At 51.0% G+C, this 24,680-nt stretch carries 21 protein-coding genes and 1 tRNA gene; 16 read left to right on the top strand and 6 right to left on the bottom strand.

Annotated elements, in window-relative coordinates; genetic code table 11:
* Positions 1 to 333 precede the first annotated feature (333 nt).
* The gene (locus HQ41_RS09935) at positions 334 to 468 is read right to left on the bottom strand and encodes a hypothetical protein (protein WP_255327526.1); all 135 of its coding nucleotides are present in this window, start codon (positions 466 to 468) and stop codon (positions 334 to 336) included.
* 19 nt (positions 469 to 487) lie between these two features.
* Between HQ41_RS09935 and HQ41_RS06340 the strand changes: the two genes are divergently transcribed.
* The 6 genes from HQ41_RS06340 (at position 488) to HQ41_RS06315 (ending at position 5,795) form a co-directional block, all read left to right on the top strand.
* Entirely contained in the window at positions 488 to 796 is a 309-nt protein-coding gene (locus tag HQ41_RS06340; protein WP_044189437.1) for a DUF3467 domain-containing protein, read from the top strand.
* A 195-nt stretch (positions 797 to 991) separates the two neighbouring features.
* Entirely contained in the window at positions 992 to 2,122 is a 1,131-nt protein-coding gene (locus HQ41_RS06335; RefSeq protein ID WP_044189434.1) for a 4-phosphoerythronate dehydrogenase, read from the top strand.
* A 21-nt stretch (positions 2,123 to 2,143) separates the two neighbouring features.
* A complete protein-coding gene (locus tag HQ41_RS06330; protein ID WP_044189433.1) occupies positions 2,144 to 2,872 on the top strand; it encodes an SDR family oxidoreductase in 729 nt (242 codons plus the stop codon).
* A gap of 129 nt (positions 2,873 to 3,001) precedes the next feature.
* On the top strand, positions 3,002 to 5,041 hold the full coding sequence (locus tag HQ41_RS06325) for a transketolase (protein WP_044189430.1): 2,040 nt from the start codon (positions 3,002 to 3,004) through the stop codon (positions 5,039 to 5,041).
* Positions 5,042 to 5,062: 21 nt separating this feature from the next.
* A complete protein-coding gene (gene rpiB, locus HQ41_RS06320) occupies positions 5,063 to 5,494 on the top strand; it encodes a ribose 5-phosphate isomerase B (RefSeq protein ID WP_044189480.1) in 432 nt (143 codons plus the stop codon).
* Between the two features lie 225 nt (positions 5,495 to 5,719).
* Positions 5,720 to 5,795, top strand: a tRNA-His gene (locus HQ41_RS06315).
* A gap of 146 nt (positions 5,796 to 5,941) precedes the next feature.
* On the opposite strand, the gene hcp is transcribed toward HQ41_RS06315, so the two are convergent.
* The gene (hcp, locus tag HQ41_RS06310) at positions 5,942 to 7,600 is read right to left on the bottom strand and encodes a hydroxylamine reductase (RefSeq protein ID WP_044189427.1); all 1,659 of its coding nucleotides are present in this window, start codon (positions 7,598 to 7,600) and stop codon (positions 5,942 to 5,944) included.
* Between the two features lie 1,287 nt (positions 7,601 to 8,887).
* Between hcp and HQ41_RS06300 the strand changes: the two genes are divergently transcribed.
* Positions 8,888 to 10,717 (top strand): tetratricopeptide repeat protein, encoded by a 1,830-nt coding sequence (locus HQ41_RS06300; RefSeq protein ID WP_161780587.1) that lies wholly within the window; start codon positions 8,888 to 8,890, stop codon positions 10,715 to 10,717.
* Positions 10,718 to 11,113: 396 nt separating this feature from the next.
* Here HQ41_RS06300 and HQ41_RS09875 read toward each other — a convergent pair whose 3' ends face one another.
* On the bottom strand, positions 11,114 to 11,254 hold the full coding sequence (locus HQ41_RS09875; protein WP_235316919.1) for a hypothetical protein: 141 nt from the start codon (positions 11,252 to 11,254) through the stop codon (positions 11,114 to 11,116).
* A gap of 495 nt (positions 11,255 to 11,749) precedes the next feature.
* Here HQ41_RS09875 and HQ41_RS09655 point away from each other — a divergent pair, with 495 nt between their 5' ends.
* The 9 genes from HQ41_RS09655 to HQ41_RS06255 all read left to right on the top strand — a co-directional run bounded on the left by HQ41_RS09655 (position 11,750) and on the right by HQ41_RS06255 (position 18,796).
* On the top strand, positions 11,750 to 11,929 hold the full coding sequence (locus tag HQ41_RS09655) for a hypothetical protein (RefSeq protein ID WP_152567357.1): 180 nt from the start codon (positions 11,750 to 11,752) through the stop codon (positions 11,927 to 11,929).
* Positions 11,930 to 12,355: 426 nt separating this feature from the next.
* On the top strand, positions 12,356 to 13,435 hold the full coding sequence (locus HQ41_RS06290; protein WP_044189416.1) for an asparaginase: 1,080 nt from the start codon (positions 12,356 to 12,358) through the stop codon (positions 13,433 to 13,435).
* Between the two features lie 85 nt (positions 13,436 to 13,520).
* Positions 13,521 to 14,333: an MBL fold metallo-hydrolase gene (locus tag HQ41_RS06285; protein ID WP_044189414.1), complete on the top strand. Its 813-nt coding sequence runs from the start codon at positions 13,521 to 13,523 to the stop codon at positions 14,331 to 14,333.
* A 17-nt stretch (positions 14,334 to 14,350) separates the two neighbouring features.
* Entirely contained in the window at positions 14,351 to 15,040 is a 690-nt protein-coding gene (gene rsmI / locus HQ41_RS06280) for a 16S rRNA (cytidine(1402)-2'-O)-methyltransferase (protein WP_044189412.1), read from the top strand.
* Between the two features lie 26 nt (positions 15,041 to 15,066).
* Positions 15,067 to 15,921: a hypothetical protein gene (locus HQ41_RS06275; RefSeq protein ID WP_044189411.1), complete on the top strand. Its 855-nt coding sequence runs from the start codon at positions 15,067 to 15,069 to the stop codon at positions 15,919 to 15,921.
* The gene (locus HQ41_RS06270) at positions 15,921 to 16,625 is read left to right on the top strand and encodes a YjjG family noncanonical pyrimidine nucleotidase (protein WP_044189410.1); all 705 of its coding nucleotides are present in this window, start codon (positions 15,921 to 15,923) and stop codon (positions 16,623 to 16,625) included. The genes HQ41_RS06275 and HQ41_RS06270 overlap by 1 nt, the downstream gene beginning before the upstream one ends.
* Positions 16,626 to 16,647: 22 nt before the next feature.
* Entirely contained in the window at positions 16,648 to 17,400 is a 753-nt protein-coding gene (gene recO / locus HQ41_RS06265; RefSeq protein WP_044189408.1) for a DNA repair protein RecO, read from the top strand.
* Positions 17,401 to 17,495: 95 nt separating this feature from the next.
* Positions 17,496 to 18,173 (top strand): redox-sensing transcriptional repressor Rex, encoded by a 678-nt coding sequence (locus HQ41_RS06260; protein ID WP_044189406.1) that lies wholly within the window; start codon positions 17,496 to 17,498, stop codon positions 18,171 to 18,173.
* A complete protein-coding gene (locus tag HQ41_RS06255; protein ID WP_044189404.1) occupies positions 18,170 to 18,796 on the top strand; it encodes a fumarylacetoacetate hydrolase family protein in 627 nt (208 codons plus the stop codon). The genes HQ41_RS06260 and HQ41_RS06255 overlap by 4 nt, the downstream gene beginning before the upstream one ends.
* A gap of 92 nt (positions 18,797 to 18,888) precedes the next feature.
* On the opposite strand, the gene HQ41_RS06250 is transcribed toward HQ41_RS06255, so the two are convergent.
* The 3 genes from HQ41_RS06250 to HQ41_RS06240 form a co-directional block, all read right to left on the bottom strand.
* Complete coding sequence (locus HQ41_RS06250) at positions 18,889 to 21,534, bottom strand: transglutaminase family protein (RefSeq protein ID WP_369794233.1); 2,646 nt, start codon at positions 21,532 to 21,534, stop codon at positions 18,889 to 18,891.
* 222 nt (positions 21,535 to 21,756) lie between these two features.
* Entirely contained in the window at positions 21,757 to 22,503 is a 747-nt protein-coding gene (locus HQ41_RS06245; protein WP_044189398.1) for a copper homeostasis protein CutC, read from the bottom strand.
* Between the two features lie 5 nt (positions 22,504 to 22,508).
* Positions 22,509 to 23,840, bottom strand: coding sequence for an alpha-L-fucosidase (locus HQ41_RS06240; RefSeq protein WP_044189394.1), 1,332 nt, complete (start codon positions 23,838 to 23,840; stop codon positions 22,509 to 22,511).
* Between the last annotated feature and the right edge of the window lie 840 nt (positions 23,841 to 24,680).

Below are 24,680 nucleotides of genomic sequence, written 5' to 3'. Positions count from 1 at the left end.
TTTGCCTCTAGTTTGTCTTCGCCTCTTGGGCGGTAGGCTCAATCGTCACCCAAAGCGTAAATTTCTGTTATCCGTTTTTGTTTTGATTGGTAGGAGCGTCCGCAAGCAGTGTCTAGAGTGGAACTGACTGATGGCACATTGAAGAATAACCTCTTTGCCCACCATAGCAATAAGCTAGAGTGGGTTCGTATTGTTCCACTTCTATTCCTAGTAATAGGTCTGATCCTAAGCTCAAGAAAGCTAAAATTAGATTTCACAAGAATTATCGTTGCGAGCTCAAGACAATAAAGAGCAACAACCCCGAGAGGTATTGAGTATCATACCTTCATCTTCTCATGCTATGCTGGCCACAGTGTCTAGCTTGCGCCCAAAGACTTGGGTAATCGAGTAGTAATAGGGGCTGCGTAGTGCTATGGGATAGGGGGATTTTGTATATCTTTGGGTGCAGTAAACGATTTTATTATTCATATACTTATTAACAAAAATAATGCAACAGGAAGATCAAAATCAGTCTTTCAATATCGAACTCCCAGAAGAGATCTCAAACGGCGTGTATAGCAACCTTGCAGTGGTGATGCACTCACAGTGTGAGTTTGTGCTGGACTTCGTTCGTCTTCTGCCCGGTAAGCAATCCGCCAAGGTGCACAGCCGTGTCATCATGACTCCAGACAATATCAAGCGTCTTGTGCGTGTCCTCCAGCAGAATATCTATACGTACGAGCAGGAGTGTGGTCCAATCGTTCTGCCCGAGGAGGGTCAGAACCCCAATGAAGCCTTCCCACAAGGGCAGGCATAGGCACAGCGAAAGCAAAGATTGATTAGCGGTGTGTCGTAATCAGCAAATTGCCGCTTAGGCTATGCCGATATGCTTGGAGGAGTATTCTTTCCTCCCTCGAGCACTTTGCACTTTGCTTAGCTAATAACCTACGAGAGGCTGTGCCGAAACATAGATTTCGACATAGCCTCTCTTTGTATATATGATATTAGGACAATGAAACCACGTCTGGTCATTGAGGGCTCTATCCCCTATCTTAGAGGTGTCGCCGAGAGTATCGGTGAGGTAACTTATCTAGACAATGCGGATTTCTCGCCTCATACACTCGCTCAGGCTGATGCCCTGATTGTGCGCAGCATTACACGTTGTGGCCGTGAACTTCTAGAGGGGACGCCCGTTCGCTTCATCGCTACGGCTACAGCAGGGGCAGATCATATTGATGCCGAGTATTGCCTCTCGGCAGGGATCACATGGACGAATGCTCCCGGCTGCAACGCAACAGCTGTCGCACAGTACGTGATGTCTGCCCTGAGCAGGGTATCGCTTGAGGCCGGCGAGCCTTTGGAGGGCAAAACGATCGGGATCGTTGGTGTAGGGCATGTAGGACGTGAGGTTCTACGCCTATCTCTAGCCATGGGGCTTAGACCTCTGCTCTATGACCCCCCAAGGGCCGATGAGGAGGGAAGTGAGGCTTTCTGCTCTATCGAGCAAATCCAGAGTGAAGCGGATATCATCACTCTGCATGTACCATTGACTAGAGGTGGGCGCTACCCAACCTATGGTATGGTCAATGACCACTTCGTAGCCCAGTGCCGCCGCAGCCCAATACTCATCAATGCCTGCCGTGGAGCTGTCACAAACACCGATAGCCTCATTCGGGGAAGGACACAAGGGCTCCTCTCTCGCCTCATTATCGACTGCTGGGAGGGTGAGCCTAGCATATCGCCCGAGCTGCTTGCTTTGGCTGATATTGCTACACCTCATATCGCGGGCTTCTCTGCGGACGGTAAATTTAGAGGTGCACGTATGTCGCTTGAGGCCGTAGCTCGGTACTATGGACAGCCTAGCGAAGGTCTGTTGGAGTCTGATGATGTGCCGCAGCCAGAGTATCCGTTTCTTGATCTGAGGCGTGTGCCACAGAGCGAATGCCTTAGACGAGCGATGCTGCACAGTTTCGACCCTATACATATAGATAGTAAGCTCCGAGCGGAGCCTAGTCGCTTCGAGAGTCTGCGTAAGCACTACGACTATCCCAGGGAGATGCAGGCCTATACAGCCATTGCTCCGGAGGGAGAGGATATGGCTCGTCGGCTTAGGGTACTAGGCTTCATCGTGCGTAACAGTTAATTTATCTCTTGGTTAAGTAGTATGCTCAAACGTATCGTTATCATGGGAGCTAGCTCCGGTATCGGCATGGAGCTAGCACGTCTCTATATTGCCCGTGGCTATAGGGTCGGTCTTGCTGCTCGTCGGCTTAGCCTGCTCCAACAGCTTAGAGAGCTCGCTCCAGATCGAGTAGAGGTGGCTGCAATAGATGTGACCGATGTCGAGGCTCCCCAGAAGCTGGGGGAACTGGTCGATCGCCTAGGGGGTATGGACATTTATGTACATAGCTCTGGGGTGGGGTGGCAGAATCCTGTTCTCGACCCGACTATTGAGCTCAAGATTGCCTCGGTTAATGTCGAGGGTTTCACTCGGTGTGTTGATTGGGCCTTCGGCTTCTTCTCTGCCCAAGGTTTTGGCCATATCAGCGCTATCAGTTCCGTCGCAGGCACTCGAGGGCTGGGCGCCTCGTCCGCCTATTCGGCTAGTAAGGCTTATCAAGCAACTTATTTGCAGGCTCTTCGTCAGCTGCTTGCTATTCGTTGCCTAGCCAACCTCTACATTACGGATATTCGCCCCGGATTTGTGAGCACGGCGCTTCTCTCGGGGGGCAATTATCCCTTGCTTATGGAGGCTGATGCAGTAGCTCGGGAGATTGCCCGAGCGATAGATCGCCAAAAAACTATCCGTATTATAGACTGGCGATACCGTCTCATCATGGGGCTATGGAGACTGATCCCACGGCCCCTGTGGGAGCGTCTGCCGATTAAGTGACTCGTCCTAGCTGGACGGAGCTAGAATATCCCCATGCCTTTGCGGAATAATCCGTAACTTTGGGGTAGCATTACACGACATGTGCTAAGAATATTCGATAACATCCAATAAACAAACGCTTTGTGCATCATGAACAGTAACCAACTGATGACTAAGGCTGCCGACAATATCCGCATACTGGCAGCATCTATGGTAGAGAAGGCCAAGAGTGGTCACCCCGGTGGAGCTATGGGCGGAGCAGACTTCGTCAATGTGCTTTTCTCGGAGTTCCTCATCTTTGACCCCAAAAATCCCTATTGGGCTGGGCGCGACCGCTTCTTCCTCGACCCCGGGCACATGTCGCCTATGCTCTATGCTCAGCTTGCCTTGATTGGCAAGTATAGTATGGAGGACTTGCAGCAGTTCCGTCAGTGGGGGAGTGTGACGCCGGGGCACCCCGAGGTCGATGTGGCTCGCGGCGTAGAGAACACTTCCGGCCCCCTTGGTCAGGGGCATACCTATGCAGTGGGAGCAGCCATTGCAGCTAAGTTCCTAGAGAATCGCCTAGGCTGGGTCATGAGCCAAACCATCTATGCCTACATCTCGGACGGTGGTATCCAAGAAGAGATCTCGCAGGGCGGGGGCCGTATCGCAGGGCATCTGGGGCTAGATAACCTAATTATGTTCTACGACGCCAACGATGTGCAGCTCTCTACGAAGGTAAGCGAGGTAACATCGGAGGATATTGCCCTCAAGTACAAGGCTTGGGGCTGGCATGTCATCGACATTGACGGGCACGACATCGACCAGATTCGCGGGGCTCTTACCGAGGCGAAGGCTACGGTGGGCAAGCCAACCCTAATCATTGGTCGCACTATTATGGCCAAGGGAGTGGTCGGAGCAGACGGCACTTCGTTTGAAGGCGCTGTGAGCACGCACGGTCAGCCTCTCTCGGCAGCAGGTGCTTGCATGGCTTCTACAATCAAGGCTTTTGGCGGCAATCCCGATGAGCCTTTTGCAATCTTTCCAGAGGTTCAGGCGCTCTACGACGCACGCCTTGAGGAGTTGAACCAACTAGCCGAGGCTCGTGCTCAGGAAGAGGCACGCTGGCGTGTCGAGCACCCAGAGCTGGGTAAGAAGATGGGCGATTGGTTCTCTGGAGTAGTTCCAGAGGTCGATTGGAGTGCTATCGAGCAAAAGCCCAATCAAGCTACACGTGCAGCATCGGCTACTGTACTGGGTACTCTGGCTGGTAAGGTAGAGAATATGATCGTAGCCTCTGCGGACTTGTCCAATAGTGATAAGACTGACGGCTTCCTCAAGAAAACACGTGCCATCACGGCAACCGATTTTGGTGGAGCATTCTTGCAGCCCGGTGTGGCAGAGCTGACCATGGCTTGCCTCTGTATCGGTATGGCTCTGCACGGTGGTGTGATCGCTGCTTGCGGTACGTTCTTCGTCTTCAGCGACTATATGAAGCCTGCCGTTCGTATGGCTGCACTGATGGAGCTGCCAGTTAAGTTTATTTGGACGCACGATGCCTTCCGCGTCGGTGAGGACGGCCCAACGCATGAGCCCGTAGAGCATGAGGCTCAGATCCGTCTGATGGAGAAGCTACAGAACCACAGTGGAGAGAATAGTGTCCTCGTACTGCGCCCAGCCGACGTGCAGGAAACAACTGTCGCTTGGGAGCTAGCCATGCGCAACGTCAAGACGCCTACGGCACTTATCCTCTCTCGTCAGAATATCAATGACCTACCAACGCTCAAAGCTGGTGCTAGCCGCTACGAAGAAGCGAAGCAGGCTGCTCGTGGGGGCTACATCGTGTCTAGGGACGAGAACCCAGAGGTCGTGCTCATCGCTACGGGTAGCGAGGTGTCTACTCTGGTAGAGGGTGCCGAGCTACTACGTAAGGACGGTATCCGTTTGCAGATCGTGTCTGTACCGAGTGAGGGGCTGTTCCGTCTCCAGAGTGAGGCATATCAGGCAGAGGTATTGCCTCTAGGCGTGCTACGCTTTGGTCTAACGGCTGGGTTGCCTGTCAATCTGCTTGGGCTCGTGGGTTGTGAGAAGTGCATTTGGGGGCTCAACTCATTTGGCTTCTCTGCTCCATACAAGGTGCTTGATGAGAAGCTCGGCTTCACTGCCACGAATGTCTATGAGCAGGTGAAGAAAGTAATGTCCCGCTAAAGAAGATAAGCTATGTCCAAGATACAGAAGTTAGGTCTCTGCTGCGACCATGCGGGCTATGAGATCAAGGAGTTCGTCAAGACGCTTCTGCTCGAGCGAGGGATTGAGGTTGAGGACTTCGGGGCGCATAGCTCCGAGCGTGTTGATTATCCCGATTTCGCTCATGCTATGGGGCGTGCCATAGATCTAGGTCAGCTCGCTATGGGTGTGGCAGTCTGTGGTTCGGGCAATGGGATCTCTATGGCGCTCAATAAGCACCGCTCTGTACGTGCAGCTCTATGCTGGAATGCCGAGATTGCGGCTCTGGCACGAGCTCATAACGATGCCAATGTGCTCTCTATTCCGGGTCGTTTCGTTTCGCAAGAGCAGTGCCGAGAGATCGTTGATGCTTTTCTGACCTCGGACTTCGAGGGAGGCAGACATACCGGTCGAGTAGCCAAGATTCCCTTGTAGCTCGGTCAAGTCATCAGTCAAAAGGGTTCGCCCCATCGCCCAACTTAGTTTGAGCGATGGGGCGAATGTTTTTGCCTCCCTACAAGAGGTCGCCGTACTAATGGCTCGCTCGGTTAGGCGGGTCGCTTGACAACTAGAAAAAAGTGGCCCGTTTTTGTATATTAAGAATAAATGTTTACCTTTGCAGTGCAAACGCTGGTACAGATCAGCCGTTTGATTGAATATGGTGGTTGTAGCTCAGTTGGTTAGAGCGTCGGATTGTGGTTCCGAAGGTCGTGGGTTCGAGCCCCATCTATCACCCAAATGAATAGGAGATAGCCTCAGAGAGGTTATCTCCTATTTCTTTTATGTATCCCTAGCTGCCTTTCGGTGGCTTTGGGTTGTGCTAAAAAAGAGGGCTGCGCTTCCCAGCGTAGCCCTCTTGGATATAATTGATGAAATTGATAGTTAGGATACTAATCCAAATTTTTTGAGATCCTCCTCGACTGTTCCGATGCCTCCGATGCCGAAGTTCTCGACAAGCACCTTCACCACGTTGGGCGATAGGAAGGCTGGCAGTGTGGGGCCAAGGTGGATATTCTTCACGCCTAAGTGGAGTAGTGCAAGCAGTACGATGACAGCCTTCTGTTCATACCAAGCGATATTGTAAGTGATAGGTAGCTCGTTGATGTCGTTGAGCTGGAAGACCTCCTTGAGTTTGAGGGCAATCACTGCTAGCGAATAGCTATCGTTGCACTGACCGGCGTCAAGCACACGAGGGATACCATTGATGTCGCCGAGGGCGAGCTTATTGTAGCGATACTTGGCACACCCAGCCGTTAGGATCACGGTGTCTTGTGGAAGAGCCTTGGCGAAGTCGCTGTAGTAGTCACGACCCTTCATGCGCCCATCGCAACCGCCCATAACCACGAACTGACGAATAGCGCCACTCTTCACGGCATCGACTACAGCTTCTGCTAGCTGGAATACCTGATGATGAGCAAAGCCACCGAGTATCTCACCTGTTTCTATCTCCGTAGGAGGCTGGCAGGTCTTGGCAATGGCAATTACTTCACTATAATCCTTGTGCCCCTCGGCGTCCTCTGGCAGATGCTTGCAGCCGGGGAAGCCCGTAGCGTTGGAGGTAAACATACGATCCTTGTAGGTCGCATTCTTGAGCGGTGGCACGATACAGTTGGTCGTGAAGATAATCGGGCCATTGAACGAGGTGAACTCCTCACGCTGCTGCCACCAAGCATTGCCATAGTTGCCCACGAAGTGCTTGTATTTCTTGAATGCAGGGTAGTAGTGCGCTGGTAGCATCTCGCTGTGCGTATAGACATCGACACCTGTACCCTCGGTCTGCTTGAGCAGGTCTTCAATATCCCTTAGGTCGTGTCCGCTGATGAGAATACCCGGATTGGTGCCGACACCGATATTAACTTTCGTCATCTCGGGGTGCCCGTAGCGAGAGGTATTGGCCGTGTCGAGTAGAGCCATGGCACGAACGCCCATTTCGCCTGTCTTTAGGACAAGGGCGATGAGCTCCTCTACCGATGAGTTGTCTACCGTAATCTGCGCTAGAGCCTCTTGTGTGAAGGCGTGGCAGACCTCGTCGTTGTGCCCTAGACGCATCGCATGGTCTAGGTAGGCAGCCATACCCTTGAGACCATAGATAACTAGTTCCTTGAGCGAGCGAGCATCTTCGTTGGCCTCGCTCATGACTCCAACCTCCTCAGCCTTGTCGGAGAAAGAGTCTTCTGCACCGTCCCAGAGTAGGGCGTCTGCTTGGGGTAGTACGATGCCTGCTTTCTGTGCTGCATCTTGGAGCTCATTGCGTAGAGCGATCCCTTTGTGTATGCGAGCCTTGATGCTCTCGTCGTCGAAGTTGGCATTGGTAATTGTGGAGAAGAGTGCATCTGTCACGTAGTGATTGACCTGATCCGAAACTTCTACTCCAGACTGTCGCATCGCACGGGTGATGATCGATACACCCTTGACGGTAAACATCAGCAGATCCATATAGGCCGAGGTGCTGGCCTCCTTGCCACACACACCCTTGATTGTACAGCCAATTCCTTTGGCAGCCTCTTGGCACTGGTAGCAAAACATTGTCGTTTTATTCATAAGTTAGGTAAGCCGTTAAAAGTGATATTCCCTAGAATTCATGAGCAAAGGTAGAGGGCTATATCGAGCTATTCTGTAACGAATGTTACAACTATGAAAGATTGCTGAATGCTCTCCCTTTGGCATCACCGATCGCCTCTAGATAGCTCTTGCTGTATTTGCTTGCTTGGGCTAGCAGGGCGTGGATATAAGACCCCAAAATCACATGATGAGCCGCTCAAGTTACCTAGTCACCCGTCAAGGCTGAGGGATCCGATTATTTATATTTTGGGTCATATTTCAGTATTTTGATGGGGAGAGAGGAGTGAGTCGTGCCTCCAAAGACGAGGCAGCGTATTTGCCCCTTAGCGGCCTCTAGGTTGCGTTTGGCTCCGTTGAGGTACTTTGGCTCAGCCAGCTCAAAACACACGCCCCCAAAGGCGCCTTTGTAATTGACTAATATATAGGTGTATGTGTTTGACTGGTCTGGGCTTTTCGCCTGCTCATGAGGCAGCGTCCGATATTTCTTCCCATCAATATCTTGAGGTTGGTGGATACATTTCGGCGGATTAGCCCATAGATTCCCCGAAGTCTTCCCACCAATTTGCCCCAAAGTCTAGCCAGATGCTAGAGCCAGACGCCATATTTGTAGATAATTTGTGGCTTTTTCTTTAATATATTTTAACGATTGGGTTGCATGGGGTTGTGGCAAAATTTACCCATTCTAGGTGTTTCAGAATGGGCAAGATGCAAGGCGCCAAGACTCAGGCAGGGAACATAGTGCATGCAGCGCAAAAGGAGCATGCCGGGGTATGTGTCTGAAGCCGAAGCCCGTATGAGGTAAATGTCGCAAGTAACACAGCAGTTGCGCGCTATGACACACCGTCCTACCTTGGACCACAAAAGTCGCCGAAAATGCCTACAAGGCCTGCTGATTGAGTTGCTTGAGCTAATTCTAGAAAAAAATATCACCAAAAAGTATGGTCTTGTGTGAGGTCTATGGCGACTCCGTGACTTGCTAGATATTACTAGCAAGTAGGGTAAGATATGGAGACGAAAAGTTTGACGTGGAAAAGAAGCTAAACAAAAAGCGAGATACTTTCGACAGGGTAGTAGTATATGTCCTAAAGCATATTTTATATACCTTTGGGCAAGTATTCCTCCGATTCAGATACATAACATCTTACAATAAAAATTGCAGTAACTATGCCTCCTCTATACTCGTATATTGGTTATCTAAGATGGTTGGCCATCGTTGTTTGGATTGTTTCGTTAGGCAGCTGTTATGGCAACAAGCCGGCCGATGGTATGGAGGAAGAGATACGCAGAGAGATACTTGATTTGGCTTCTCTAGAGCCAGAGCTTGCACAACACCCCAACATAGACTCGGCACAACTCTACCTGCTTGGCCTGCTTGAGCAAGCCAAGATGCTCGACGATACCTACCTAGAGTCCATAGTCCTCTACAAACTTGGTTGCAACTATGTCTATCACATGGATTTGGCCAAGAGTGATAGCTGCTTCTTGCGTCTGATAGACCTGACACCCTCTCCCCGTGACTCGGCTAAGGTGGCGCATGCATACGCCAATATGGCCAGCAATGAGCTGCGCCGAGGGAATAGCGAGGCGGCCATTGGTCTATACAAGGAGGCTGAGACGTGTGCTATGAGGGCTGGGATTAAGTCCGAGATCTCTGCGCTCATCTGGACTAATATGGGTATGGCATACAGCTCTCTAGACAAGCAGGCCGAGGCTCTGGACTACCTCAATAAGGCTCTGGCCTGTGTGCGTGAGTCCAAAAAAGGGAGCAAGAATGAGAGGCTAGAGGGGGGGATCCTGCAAGCTATGGGCAACTGCTTTTTTGTACAAGAAGACCTAGAGCGAGCATATACATTCTTTACTGCCGCAGACGAGGCACATACCAAGCACAAGCAAGAGAAAGAAGCATTGGCGGCGCGTAGCAATCGTGCGACCGTGCTACAAGATATGCACCGCTACGCCGAGGCTCTCACCCTCAATCAGGAGTGCGAGGCACTAGCCCAGAAGATAGGCTATACGCACCTACTCGGCATCATCTACACTAACCGAGGGCGCATCTATCTGGCGATGCAGGACTATAAAAACAGCAAGAAGGCACTAGATAATGCAGAGAAGATACGTGGGGAGAAGGGCGATTTGGCTGGTCTAGCCCAAGTCTATTCGTCGCAAATGGATTTGGCCATGGCTCTGGCTGATCCTCGGCAGGCGCATCACTACGGAAGAGAGGCTCTCAACCTCGCACAGAAGACCGACAATAAAGTGTTGCAGATGGACGTGTGGAGCACTCTGGCCGACATATCTGCAAGAACAGGGCGCTACGAAGAGGCTATTGAGGCCCTTAGAGAGCAAATAAGGCTCAAGGACTCGCTCTTCACCGAGGAAAAATATAAGGCACTGCAAGATATCGCCATCAAACATAAGACCGCACAGAAGGACGCCGAGCTCAAGCAAGCCTACTCGGAGCTAGAGATTGGTCGTCTGCATAGGACTCTACTCGTGTCGTTTGTGGGACTACTGCTCCTGATACTTGGCTTTGCTGTCTGGATGCGTCGACGTACTCTACGCCAGCACCGAGCTCTTGTTTTGGCTAATACACAACTGGCTGAGATGATCAACCGTAACCTAACGCCCACTGCCGATACACAGATCACGACATCCGAACCCGTGCAGGGTGAAGAGGGGCAAGCAGGGCAAGAGCCCCTTGCCGATGATTCTGTCGCGCAGCAAGTCGATGTAGCAGCCTCTAGTGAGGCTAGCGATGCCTTGTTGGCTAGGCTCAAGATCTGTATGGAGCAGGAGAAAGCCTACCTCAGCCCCGGGTTGAGCCTCGAAACGCTTGCCCAAAAGGTGGCAACCAATCGAACCTATCTATCACACATACTTAATCATCGTATTGGTCGAGCATTTGCTGACTATGTCAATTTCTACCGCATCGAAGAGGCAAAGTACCGCTTGGCGACGACCAATGACAAGGTGGGGGTCATTGCCATAGAGTGCGGATTTGGTTGTACCCAAACCTTCTATGCTGCATTCAAAAAGAGCGAACAGATATCTCCCAACGAATATCGTAAGGTAATCCGAGAGATGGAGGAGAGGTAGAGCCTTACGAGGCTCTACTCAGATGAGCTGTATGCCGAGTGAGAGGAGGTCCGTCAGGCGCAGACCGTGTGTTTGCCTTGTCATATTTAGGTAGATTCCCCCATAGGCTTAACTCTGTCTGACTCTGGTGTACTCTTATGAGCTCCAGTCTGCAAGCTCTATAAGGAGCGATCGATCGCTTGGCTAGAGCAGGAGTATCAGCTTCTTGCCCTCTCTGCCTTTGCCTTTCTCCTCGATGATACCCTCTCACGCCCTTTATAGATGCTTTGATACAATAGAGATTTGACATACACCGAAGCCTCGCCCGAGGTCAGCCTGCCTTATATTCCCGCTAGCTTTAGCCCTTTATCTCTCTAGTGTACGTCTGCCCTAAGGAATCGAGTAGGGGCATTGCTGTTATACTTCTGCCCTTATCTTGTCTGTCCCTCGATCTTTGCTCCACGACGGAGCTCCCTCAATGTGGTTCTGATATTTCCCCCAAGTGCTGGGGCTGGTTGGTGCTAGTAAAGCTATGCCTCGCTGGTGTAGATAGAGCATAGCTGGAGGAGGCGTCTCTTGCCCTCGGGCTGTGTCCTCTATTTTGAGTCTTGCAAATAGGAGTGAGGGGCCTTTTGGTCGCTGTTTCAAGGCTCTTTTTGTCCTGTCCCTTAGTCCATTTTTGCTCTTCGGGGTACTCTGTCGCCAATGATCCATCTAGGCTATCCTCTTTTATTTAGTATTTTGCTTTTTAGAGTGTTAGGAGTATTTCGTCTCCCTGAAATACTGTCTAGAATCGTAAAAACAATAATCTAGAATCGTAAATTTACGATTCTAGATAGCACTCTCTCCCTCTCCTATATCGTCAAATTGTAAAAACAAGATACGAAAGGTCGTAATTTATTTGTTTTAGCATATCGAAGAGTCCTACCTTTGCGGTAGAGAAATGGAGAGATAGCTTGCAGCTGACTCACCAAATCAAAGAGGAGAAGATGTACTAGAGTGCGGTACCAAGGGGAAGCGGTGTGTAAGCATCGCGACGCCCCTCAGAGATGCATGTCTGCCAAGACGAAATGGATTTGGGGACATCACAACAGTCAGAAACAACCACTCAATCTACAACACCGCATCGCTTTAGGGACGGAGGAGCATTCGCTCTCCTCTATACCTCATTTGCCTCTGTGGAGCATCACAGCAGAGGTATCGAGCGAGGACCTAGTACGAAGGGAGGGGTAACTGTATCCCCTGTCTTGTATTTGGATTGAAGGAGAGCTGTCTACGGAAGTTAAAAAGAACGCAAGCAAGGCACACTAAATTGAAACAATCGACATAGGCTCCTTTTGTGGGAGCTTATATTCCCTAGAATTTGGAGCTCTCTGCGCGGGTAGCGTAGGGAGCTCTCTGGTATTTCTAGACGTATGAGCTTTGTTCGTAATTGGAGGTCTTGGTTGTCGTATTGATACGATTGGTCTGGCTATCTTGGGCAAATCGCACAGCCTTGTTGGCGGATTGAGTAAAACGGTTGTTTCGCTTGCCTAAGCCGCCGAGAGCAAAACGATTGATTAACACCTTCTATTGGACCAACTATACAAACAGTTTCTTATCTTTGTTTGCCTGATTAGGCGTAGTCTTTATTCATTCACCCAAAGATTTAGAGTGGCTATGTGTGGAAATACGACATCTACATCAATCCTATTGATTTATACAGGCGGAACCATTGGCATGGTAGAGAATCCAGCGACGGGCGCATTGGAGCCTTTAGACTTCGCTTATCTCTATGACAACATACCCGAGATGAAGCGCCTAGCATGCCAGATAGATATCAAGCAGGTAGATCCCCCCATAGACTCCTCTACGATTTCTATTGAGAACTGGATCAACATGGCTAGTTTGATCCAGCAGCACTACGATCTCTATGACGGTTTCGTTATCTTGCATGGTACAGATACGATGTCTTTCTCTGCGTCTGCACTCAGCTTCATGCTCCAAGGTCTTACCAAGCCAGTCATCTTCACGGGCTCTCAGCTACCTATCGGGCGTCTGCGTACCGATGGTAAGGAGAATTTGCTCACCGCTATCGAGATAGCAGCGGCCAAGAGAGAGGACGGATCGGCACGTGTGCCAGAGGTCTGCATATTCTTCCAAGACTATTTGATGCGAGGCAATAGAACCAGTAAGGTGAGTGCGGATAAGTTTAGAGCTTTCAAATCTCACAACTATCCACAGTTAGCTTTCGCTGGGATTGATATTCATTACAACGAGGGCGTCATTCACCGAGATGCTCAGCACCATGAACTCAAGGTTCTCTCCACTCTAGACCCCAACGTCGCCATTCTCAAACTCTTCCCCGGGATTACTCGCCCCATAGTGGAGGCGATCCTTGGTGTGCCCAACCTCAAGGGGGTTATTCTCGAGACCTTCGGCAGTGGCAATGCTCCCAAGTTCGAGTGGTTTACCGAGTGCTTGGCCGAGGCGACAGCACGTGGTATGGTCATCGTCAATGTCACACAGTGTACTACTGGTACGGTCGATATGTCGCGCTACGAAACGGGACGCCAGCTGCATGCGGCAGGCGTCGTCTGTGGCTACGATATGACTAGCGAGAGTGCTGTGACTAAGATGATGTACCTATTGGGGCAGGGGCTCGAGGCAAATCGAGTGAGGGAGCTGATGGGGACACCCCTAAGAGGGGAAATGAACTTGAGTCTAGATCATGAAGACTTCTATTGTTGGAGGCGATGATTGGGACTCTGGTATGGACTAAACATTATGAATGTTTGATACATTTAATAGTCATAGTTGATAACTCAAAGGAAAGGAACAGCATATTTTGATTAGGTTCATGAGTTTGGCCAGTGGTAGCAGTGGCAACTGCTATTACCTCGGTCACGAAGAGGGCGGTCTGCTTATTGATGCAGGTATCGCCCCTCGTAGCATCAGCAAAGCACTCAAGGCAGAGGGGATCAGCCTCGATGATGGACACATCAGAGGCGTCCTCGTTACCCACGATCACGCCGATCACATTAGATCTGTAGGCGTCCTTGGTACGGTTTACCATATTCCTATATATGCGAGCGTCCCAGTGCATAATCGTATCGCTTCTAATAGATATATAGATGAGGATTTGGGTGCTTCTAGGCGAACCATAGAGCTAGGACAGCATTTTGAGCTGGCTGGCTTCGAGGTATCCTCTTTCTTGGTACCGCACGATAGCGCGCAGAACTTCGGTTACTGTATTCGTCGTGGCGACTTTAGCTTTGCCCTCATTACGGATATCGGGCATATTACTCCAGAGATCAAACGTTTCGCCTCCGAAGTCAAGCATTTGGTGATCGAGGCTAACTATGACGATGAGATGCTCAAGCGAGGCCCTTATCCAGAGTTCCTCAAGGAGCGTGTTGCTGGTCCACTGGGACATCTGTGCAATACCCAGACAGCCGAGGTACTCAGCGAGATCTTCCATCCTGAGCTGGAGAACATTTGGCTCTGTCATCTAAGTAAAGACAATAATCACCCCGACCTCTGCTGGAAGACAGTAGAGAATCGCCTCTTTGCCGAGGGGATCCGTGTGGGCAAAGATGTCAATCTCATTGCCCTCAAGCGTACTACCCCCTCTCCTATGTATATCCTCGAATCCTAGACTATCGGCATATCACTATGGCTAAACTAACGATTGTCCCCACGCCCATCGGCAATTTGGAGGATATTACTCTGCGTGCTCTATCGACACTCAAGCGGGTGAGACTTATTTTGGCTGAGGATACCCGCACGACTGGTATCCTGCTTGCGCATTTTGGTGTCAAGTGTCCTCTGCAGAGCCATCATATGCACAACGAGCATAAAACCCTAGAGGTCATTTGTCGCCGCATAGAGGAGTGCGAAGATGTGGCTTTGGTGTCGGATGCTGGTACGCCTGCTATTAGTGATCCCGGCTTTTTGCTCGTACGAGAATGTATTAGACGTGGTATTGAGGTGGAGTGTCTGCCCGGGCCTACCGCCTTTGTGCCAGCATTGGTTGCCTCAGGCCTTCCGTGCGACCGGTTCGTCTTCGAGGGCTTCCTCCCGCAGAAGAAAGGGCGCCAGACCAAGCTCAGAGAATTAGCAGAGGAAGAGCGCACTACCATTCTATACGAGTCCCCATTCAGAGTAGTCAAGACCCTCACACAGCTTGCTGAGTACAAGGGGGAGGATTGCCCCGCAGCTGCATGCCGAGAGCTTAGTAAACTGCACGAAGAGATCGTACGTGGAACACTGAAAGAGCTCATCGAGCATTTTCAACAGACTCCACCAAAAGGCGAATTTGTGCTTATTATCGGGAAAAGTACTACCTTTGATACAGCGAAATAAATTATTCTCCTAAAAAATAGTAAATTATGAATAGGAAATTGTTAATGGCCGGAGTGGTAGTTCTAGGGCTCGCTTCGTGCGGAGAGAACTCGTCGGCCTACAAGGCGCTTAAGGCACAGTATGACTCTGTGGCCATGGTCAATCAGACCTATGAGGCAGACTTGAGTGAGACAGACTCACTCGTCGCTAGTGTGCTGACGAACTTTCAGGAGATCGTTTCGGTAGAGAGCATGATCAATGTCAATCCAATGAAGGGTGACATGCGTATGAGCGAGAAGGAAAGAATCAAGGATAACGTTACACTCATCTCGGAGAAGCTGCGTGCAAGTAGCGAAGCTCTTGAGGCTCTCACCAAGAAACTAGAGAGTAACGGTGCCGAGAATAAAAGACTTCGCCAGACGCTTTCGGCTCTCAAACGTGAGATGGAGCTACAGAAGAGTCGTGTGCTAGCCCTAACAGAGGAGCTAGAACGCAAGAATATGACTATTGGTGCACTTGATGCCATGGTAACGGGTCTCAGCGGCGATGTAGATCGTCTGAGCGAAACAGCTGCTCGTCAGGCTGCAGCTCTAGCAAGCCAAGAGAAGGAACTCAACACTGTGCGCTTCTGTATGGGCACGAAGCGTGACCTCAAGGACATGAACCTGCTCAGGGGTGGACGCATCGTTACCGAGAACGCAAACGACAGCTACTTCACCAAGGCAGATTTGCGTGAGCTAACGCAGATCCCTCTCATGAGCAAGCGTGCCAAGATCCTGACCGTACACTCATCGGACAGCTACGAGCTAGTACCAGATGGGGAGAAGAAGCTAACGCTCAATATCAAGGATCCTAAGGCTTTCTGGGCGAACTCCAAAATCCTCGTCGTAGAAGTCGATTAATGGCAACCAAGCTACTGCTTATTGATTTGGACGATACCCTCTGGGCGACCCACGTCAATAACAAAAAAAGCCTCGAACAACTCTATACTGCCCTCAACTGGGGGCAGTATTTTGTTTCGTTCGAGGATTTTTTCTCTACCTACTACCGCATCAACGTCGAGCTGTGGGAGCGGTATAACCAAGGGTACATCACCAAACAAGAGCTAGCGCTCGATCGACTTCGGTTGCCTCTCTCGCCCTATCTGAGCCTTACGCAAGATCAGTGGCGGGAGATCGACGAACAGTTTCTCTCGTTTGTCAAGCAGCAGACGCTCCTCTGCCCCAATGCTCTGGATACGATGGCTTATCTGAAGAGTCGTTACGACATTTGCATTTTAAGCAATGGCTTCGGCGAAGTGCAGTACACCAAGATTGAGAAGACGGGACTCTCCCCTTATATCGACGAGGTGGTCCTATCGGAAGATGTAGGTATCAACAAGCCTGCGGCGGAGATCTTCCACATTGCACTAGAGCGTATGGGGGCCACGCCCGGCGAGAGTCTAATGATCGGGGACAGCTTCTCGAGCGACATCGCAGGGGCATCGAATGCAGGTATCGGCAGTATCTGGTACAACGCCTACGACTTCCCGATGCCCCAGAGCGAGGGAGTCAAGCCTCCGCTACATATTATCAACGATCTAGCGGAGCTGAAGGTGCTCCTCTAGAGCTCATCTGACACGAGCGATTGTGTTTATCCAAACGCCAGCTATTGTCCTGCATAGTACGGCCTACAACGACCGTTACATCATTGCACATCTCTACACCCGTGAGCATGGGCGGCTCAACGTACTTGTCCCACGTGGTGGAAGATCTCGATCTCGACATCACTTGTTGCTGACGCCTCTAGCGGAGATAGAGCTCACGGCAGAGCTCAAACCTAGGCGAGATCTGGCCTTGCTCAAAGAGGCGAAAATCCTATCCGCCCACCATACTATTCAGACACACCCAGCCAAGTGTAGCCAAGCTATTTTCCTCAGTGAGCTACTCTATCGTGTACTCAGTCTGCCCGAGGCTGACCATGCCCTCTATGACTATATCTCTTCTGCCATGCAAATTTTTGAGGTAATACAGAGAGGAGTGGCCAATTTCTACCTTTGCTTTACGTATCATCTGCTACATTTCCTAGCCGTAGCTCCCGAGATTCAGCGTCAGGACAGGTCTGCTCCTGCTCTGTGGTTTGACCTAGCGGAGGCTTGCTTCACGCCAAGACCACGCTCAGTCCAGTATGCACTAGCCCCACACGAGGCCGTACACCTTAGGCTCTTTGCACGTATCCGCTTCGACAATCTATCGGCTTTTAGGTACAATCGCCACGATCGAGCGATTATTCTAGATCGTTTGATGCTCTTCTATCGTTTGCATCTGCCTGCTTTCTCCCCACTGCGCTCTATCGAAATCCTACGTTCGGCGACTTCTGTACGCTCGAATTCGGCTAATTGATCTGGCCGAAACAGCATTTTACATCTAGAAAATGATTGCATTTAGCTTCAGACATTATAACTTTGTGGAATTAAATAGCTAATTCTTTCTAGAGAATGCCCGGACGTAAGAAACAAAATAAAACCAGTACGCTCATTCCTGAGCCTTCACTTAGGCGTTTGCCTTGGTATTTGTCCCACGTTAAACTCCTTCATGCCGACGGACAGCGCTCCGTATCCTCCACCGCCATAGCCAAAGGTGTGGGAGTAGATGCCTCACTTGTAGCCAAAGATTTGTCTTACGTTACCCTGCAGGGGCGTACACGTGTCGGCTACAAAACACAGGAGGTGATCCAAGCCCTAGAGGAGTTCCTAGGCTTCACGGCTACGCATCGTGCCTACCTTTTTGGGGTTGGTAGCCTAGGAGGCTCCCTGCTATCGGATAGGGGGCTACGCCAGTTTGGCTTAGAGATTGTAGCTGGCTTCGACATTGATCCCGAGATTGTGGGGCATAATATCGGAGAAATCCCCGTCTATCATATTGACGAATTGCGAGAGCGTATGCAGGACGACGATGTGCATATAGCTATCTTGACTGTGCCGATCAAGCAAGCTCAGCCCATGTGCGACCAGCTCGTAGAGGCTGGTTTCGAGGCGATATGGAACTTCACGCCCGTACGTATCCGAGTGCCTGAAGGGGTTGTCGTGCAGAATACCTCAATGTATGCACACTTAGCTCTCATCTTCACACGCATGAGGCTGCAAGCCCATGCAACTAGTCAGCAGGTGGAATGAAGATACTAGCCGTCGGCTTCAACTATCCCACCCATCAAGATGAGGCGCCCAGCTTGCTCAACCGAACCTATGCTGAGCAGGAACCCATTATTTTTCACAAAGGGGATTCGATTCTTCGCCCCGGTGCTCCTTTCTTTCTGCCCGATTGGTCTAATCAGATCGACTACGAAGTGGAGATTGTCGTGCATATTACCCGTGTGGGTAAGCATATCGCCGAGCGATTTGCGCATCGCTATTACGATGAGGTCAGTGTAGGCATAGACTTCACGGCCAGAGATCTGCAGAGAGAGGCTATTGCTCATGGGCGTCCGTGGTCCATGGCTAAGGCTTTCGATGGGTCTGCCGCCATCGGCACTTGGATCAATAAAGCAGAGTTGGGTTATCCAGCCGAACCGATGACCTTTTCCCTAGAGGTAGATGGCGCCCTTCGGCAACAAGGCTCGTCCGAGCAGATGCTACACAGCATTGATAAGCTAATTGCCTACATCAGTCGCTACCATACGCTCAAAATGGGTGATATCATCTTCACTGGAACTCCAGCAGGCGTAGGGCAATGTCAGATTGGTCAGAGGCTTGATGCCTATCTATGTGGTCGCCATCTGCTACACGTCCCAATCAAATGATTTATTGAACCATTGACTACGTAAAAGCATTAGGTCCAGTTGAGTTTATTCAGCTGGACCTAATGTTTTTATTTCATCTGATGCGTATCCAACTAAGGGACGGCGCACGTGCGTGTCGGAGTCGGACAGCGGTCTGCCTCTAGAGCGGTGATCACGCTACGGAGCTGGCGACCTAGGCCGATCGTATAGCCTTGAGAGATGAAGACCACACGATTGAAAGTGTCCGCAATCACAAAGACTGGTAGATCACTTGTCTTGAGCTTCATATTCGCTCTGAGTTCGGCCAAGAGTTTGCCGTCTATATCCACCCCGAGAGTTGCTGTCTTGGGTAGTGCTTTGAAGTCCTCGGCTCGGTAGCGGCTACGGCTAACTTCGTCCGAGAAGACCAAAAGCATCTTCTGTCCCCAGCTCTCCAACAGTTCTCTCTCTGCGATAATATCTCGTAGAGCATGATTGGTGGGCTCTTGCCCTGCTCCTAGTACCCCGAGTATGTAGTAGCCACGCCCAGTAGTCGAGAGGATTGACTTAGTCTGTCCCGTAGCCCCAGCTACAGCCTCCGTGGTGGCGAGCTGGTGTGCATCGCCAAGGTGCTTATAGAGGTTCTCCGAGTTGAAGCTACCTAGTACCGCTACGGCGGTTGTGTCACGGCGCATTGTAAGCTGGGCGTCCGTTGTCTGCCCAGACTCAATCGTATAAGTCTTCATATCCACCAGCACACTACCATTGGCAAGACGTGATCCCGAAACCAAAAGATACTGTCCCTCGTCCATCGGAGCTCCGTTCTTAAACGTGCCAGCCCAGTTACTTCCCTGCTCCAGACCATTATCTCCCTCGTCGTAGTTGAGTAGACTTAGGCGTCCGTCGGAGCCAAACTTGGAGATAGAGAAGTGGTAGTAATACTTCGGGTTATCAACGATCCCATTATCCTCGTAGCTCAAGCGAAGCGCACCCTCGCGTGCTGCTGGCTTGCTCGAAGCCTCAGCAAGCGAAACATCCTGCCATCTATCCTCTGTGTAGCACTGCACCTTACCCGTAACACCATCAATACGCGCAGGCCAGCCCATTGAGCGGGCGAGGGCAACGAAGAAAATACCAAGCGAATGAGCATCGGCACGACGGCTCACCCAGACACCTCTAGGCTGAATGGGGTACGCCAACGGATTGTAGCCACTAACATCTTGAATGTGCTCTAGACACCACTGGCGGATCTGCTCGGGCGACTGTTTGAATCGGAGCTGGAGGGACAGAGGGATCTGCTCTTGGAAGTAACGTTTGTAGGGAGTAATCATCTCATTGGCGACTCTAGGGTTGTAGATGTACGCCATCTGCAGCTCGTCCTGCCCACTATAGGCAGGTTGAATCTGCGTATGCTCAAGATGATCTTGAAGAGTGGCTAGCTCAACGTCCCTAAGGTCTTTGGCAGATATGGCACGTAGCAGCGCAATTGCCTTGGTGCGATCTTTAGCTGCCTCTACGAAGGTTTTGAGTGTCTGCCAGTTGCCTCGAGCATCTAACCCCTCGAGCTGCTTGTCTAGGAATGTAGATACGTAGGCATTGCGGATCGAATCCTCCTGAGCCATACGGCGGTTATTCTCTACTCTCTGTGCTTCTGTCACTTCGGGGTAGCGAGCGTCTTCTCGTGGAGGTGTCACTGTGAGCTGCATCTCTAGCTTATCGCTAGGCTGATGCTTGAGCACGAGGCGAAGCGTCTTATCCTGCCCGAAGCTGACCTGCCCCATACCATAGCGATAGCCAGAACCCTCTGGCTTGCTCGCATAGATGAGCATATCGCCTCGCCCAGCCGTGAGAGAGGTGCGCCCCCTTTTGTCAGTTCGCTTAGTCGCTACGGAGTAGAACTCGCCGTAGTTGTAGACCTTAAACTCTACCAAGACATCTGACTGAGGTCTGCCTGCCTCGTCTACGACCTCGACCTCTACAGGGCTCGTGTGGGCATAGTTGCCGATGACGTTGATCTCGGTGTAAGTGGGGGTTCGGCTCATCACGTCCTCTGGCCCATCATAGTGGCCGAAAACCTTGGTGTGTACCAGCATAGCACGAGATACTGGAGCATTGAACCACCCGAGGTCGAGCACAGGCTCTGGCTCACAGGCTCCGAGGAAGTGCCATCTGCCATCGACCCAAGCCTCGACCCAAGCGTGGTTGTCGTCGGTGTGAGCCCAGCGTGGGGTATAGACCTGTCGGGCTGGGATACCAACGGCTCGCAGGGCAGCTACCAGCAGTGTAGACTCCTCCCCACAGCGGCCGTATGCTGTGCGTATCGTAGCCAGAGGCGAAGAGGTACGAGAGTCGCTCGGTGTGTAGACAACGTGTTCGTGGCACCAGTGATTGACCTCTAGCACAGCATCGTAGAGCGAAAGCCCCTTGACACGATCTTTGAGTGCATCGTAGAAAACCATACGTGCCGAGTCGAGCGTTTCGTTATTGACACGTACGGGTAGGACGAAGTGTCGCCATTCTCGATCAGGGATTTTACTTCCCCAAGGCATTTCTTGGCGTGCTTGGAGAGAGGAGCGTACATGCCTTAAGTAGAATTCGCCTGAGTAATCAATTAGATCGTTGGCTGGCATATAGGCGTAGAGGAATGCCATTGCCTCACGCTCCTGCTCGCTCATTGGGGTTTTGAAGATGCGGAATAGATCTCCCTCGGGGAAGATCTGTTGCTTACGCTCCAGAGGTGTGAGGGGCTTGCCTTGAGGAGCCGCCTCTCCCGAAGCCATACCCAATAACCCAAGCGCAAGCGCAAAAGATAAGATTCGTGTTACCATTGTTATTCGATTTTGTCAATGATGTTTCATTAAGGAGTTTAGGTGATTAGTTGTACCAACAATCAGACCCTAGCTTATAGCGACGCAGCATGCTACAAGATATTCGTTGGTTATAGGTAATCTACAAGGTTGTTCAGCCTATACAGAATACTTACTCTAAGACCTGCCAACCCGCTATATCCCTGCTAGGGCCTCGACGGCTGCACGGATCTTGGCGGGGTCGGTGAGCTCACGGCGGTATTCGTCTATCGTCACTGTGCCGCCCATCGAAACGCCTTCGTGGCGGTAACGCATCGGGCTGTCCTCACCGCTACGACCAGAGAAATGAAATTCCTGCGCTCCTGTCCTGCGTGCTAGCTCTGCCACATTGGACGGATTGACGCCACTACCCGGCATCATGATGATACGCCCACGAGCCTGTGCTACCAAGCGAGCTATCTCGTCAGCTCCGTCCATGGCTGTGGCTGCACCTCCAGAAGTGAGCACACGTGTACAGCCCAGCTCTATGATGTCCTCCAAGGCCTTACTCCTATCACGGCACATATCTATCGCTCGGTGGAAGGTTACGGGTAGCCCCCCCGCAGCCTTGATGAGCTGGCGCATCGTAGCCTTGTCCACATCACCCTCTGCCGTTAGGCAACCGACCACTATGCCGTCTACCCCGAGCGAGCGAGCCATCTCGATGTCGTAGAGCATCGTCTTGACTTCTAGAGGCGTGTAGAGGAAGTCCCCACCACGGGGGCGAATGATTACGTTGAGCTTGATGTCGATGAGTGCACGTGCCGCTCTAATCTCTCCGTACGAGGGGGTTGTCCCCCCCTCGGGCATACCTGCACATAGCTCCACCCGATAGGCACCGCCAAGCGCAGCACGACGAGCACTTTCGGCGCAGTTAGCACAATTCTCTATCCGATACTCCATACTTGCTACTTGAGTGTTACCTCTACGACATAGTCAATCGGATTGGCCTCTGAGGGAGCCTTGTCAAAAGTAAGTGTTAGACCGGCCTTCGTCTGCTGGAAAGGTACGGGGCGGCCACTATCGAAAACCTTGACGCTACGCACATGCTCTACCAGAGGTAGGGAGAGCATACGGCTCCGCCAGTCGAGGATATGTAGGTAGAGCGTCTTGCCACGTTGCGTCGTCACGCCCCATTCCTGCGGAGGGATAATTCCCCCACGCACGCCGTCCTTGACTGTCTTGCCGTAGATCTGCATCCACTTGCCTATTTTGGAGAGCCGATCCAGAGCCAAGCTAGGGAGTACACCCGATGCCTCGGGGCCTATGTTGAGTAGGAGGTTGGCATTGCGCCCTGCCGTCTGCACGAGCAGGCGGATAAGTGTACTGTCGGACTTATAGCTCTGGTCAATAATCTTGTACCCCCACATGCCATTCATCGTTTGGCAGGTTTCTAGAGGCAGGTGGCTGATGTCTTGCCCCGATAGGCCTGCTGTATTAGCGCCCGGTACATCTCGCTCAAACATCTGGAAGTCTTCGCCCTCAAAAGGTGTCTGATGATGATTGTTCCCCACGAGGCAGCTGGGCTTGATCTGATGAATGTTGTGGTACATACGCCCAAAGTTCCAATCGAAGTCGGGGTGAATATCATGGTCCCACCAGCCGTCTAGCCAGATGGCGTCGGCGTCGTAGTCCCGCACGAGCTCGGTGAGCTGATTGTTCATAAAGTCGTCGTAGTCCTGCCATTTGCCTTGCCCCGTGCGTCCTGTGCCTCGGCCCGTGCGTCCTAGAGGGTAATAGTCCTCTCTGTGCCAGTCGAGCAGAGAGTAGTAGATGTGGAAGCCGAGCCCCTGCTTGCGACACTCGTCCCGTAGCTCGGCCAGTACATCACGGCCAAAAGGGGTCGCCTTGACGATGTTGTAGTCGCTGTACTTGGTATCCCAGAGGGAGAAGCTGTCATGGTGGCGCGAGGTAATGGTCAGATAGCCTGCTCCCGAGGCTTTGATTGCGGCTACCCACTCGGCTGCGTTGAACTTAGCGGGATAGAACCCTGCCGCAGACTTGGCATATTCCAGATGATTGATGTTGGCATTGGTCATATACCACTCGCCTTGGGCAAACATGCTATACAAGCCCCAGTGTAGGAAGATGCCGAAGCCTTTATCCCTAAACTGTTCACGAGCTTGCAGATTGTCGGTAGTAGGCTGATAGCCCTGTTGAGCCTCTAGCTGTGGCGTAGCAGAGAGGAGCCCTACGGCCACGGAGGCTATACGCAGGGCGGAGGTCAATACGCTTTTCATGCTTTACACAAATTAGTAGCTAATAGTCGATCTAGTTATTTACGTTGTCCCTCAAAGATAGCCAATTCTCTGTGCAAAATGGCTCATTTGAGCAAGCTCTGTGCTGTAAGCTACCAGCAAGTGTACACTTCTAGGCCTCTAGCCTCTATCTATCGCTCCCTTTGGCAGGTCTGAGCAGAGCAAATGTCGCAAGTAACCTGAGTAGATTACATTTGACGATAGGCGATGGAGATTTATAATTTAGTGCAGGTTTCAGAATGTTGATGGGAAGATGTGTATAAACAGTGGATAATTTGTTTATATCACGTATTTACCCCCTAGGAGCCTCTAGACGAGGTTTGCCCTCTTTGGGGTACTTTACCCCTAGGCGAACGAAAATAATTGTCTAAAACAGGCTGTTTATAATGTATTGATAATCAGATTTGTATTTTGTTTTTGTGACCGATTTTCTCTCAGAGAAGCCAAACTATTAGGTTTTCTTCCCATCAATCTCTGCGGATTAGTGGGCACATCACCGAGGATTAGTCCTACAATCCAAAAGAACGTTCCCATCAATTTATTGCTTGGAACTAATAGCTTCTCCCAAAATGCTCTTTTGGTTCCCAAAATTTAGGCTCAATCCGTTTATGTATTTTAACATAAAAAGCGAAAAACTGATTTTGCTTTCGATTGATGTGTCGGGACACTACGTGCGCATTATCACGCAATAGACAGAGCGGAGTGTGTAATGCAAGAGATTTTGAGCCAAGCACGCTATATTGCTGTACATAGAAGAGAACAAGCTAATTTTATACACAGAAAACGATCGAATAGGGAAATTTCTAAACCTAATTGAATAAG

This window comes from Porphyromonas sp. COT-290 OH860, from assembly GCF_000768935.1.
Taxonomy (GTDB): Bacteria; Bacteroidota; Bacteroidia; order Bacteroidales; family Porphyromonadaceae; genus Porphyromonas.
This window is presented reverse-complemented; position numbering and strand designations above follow the sequence as displayed.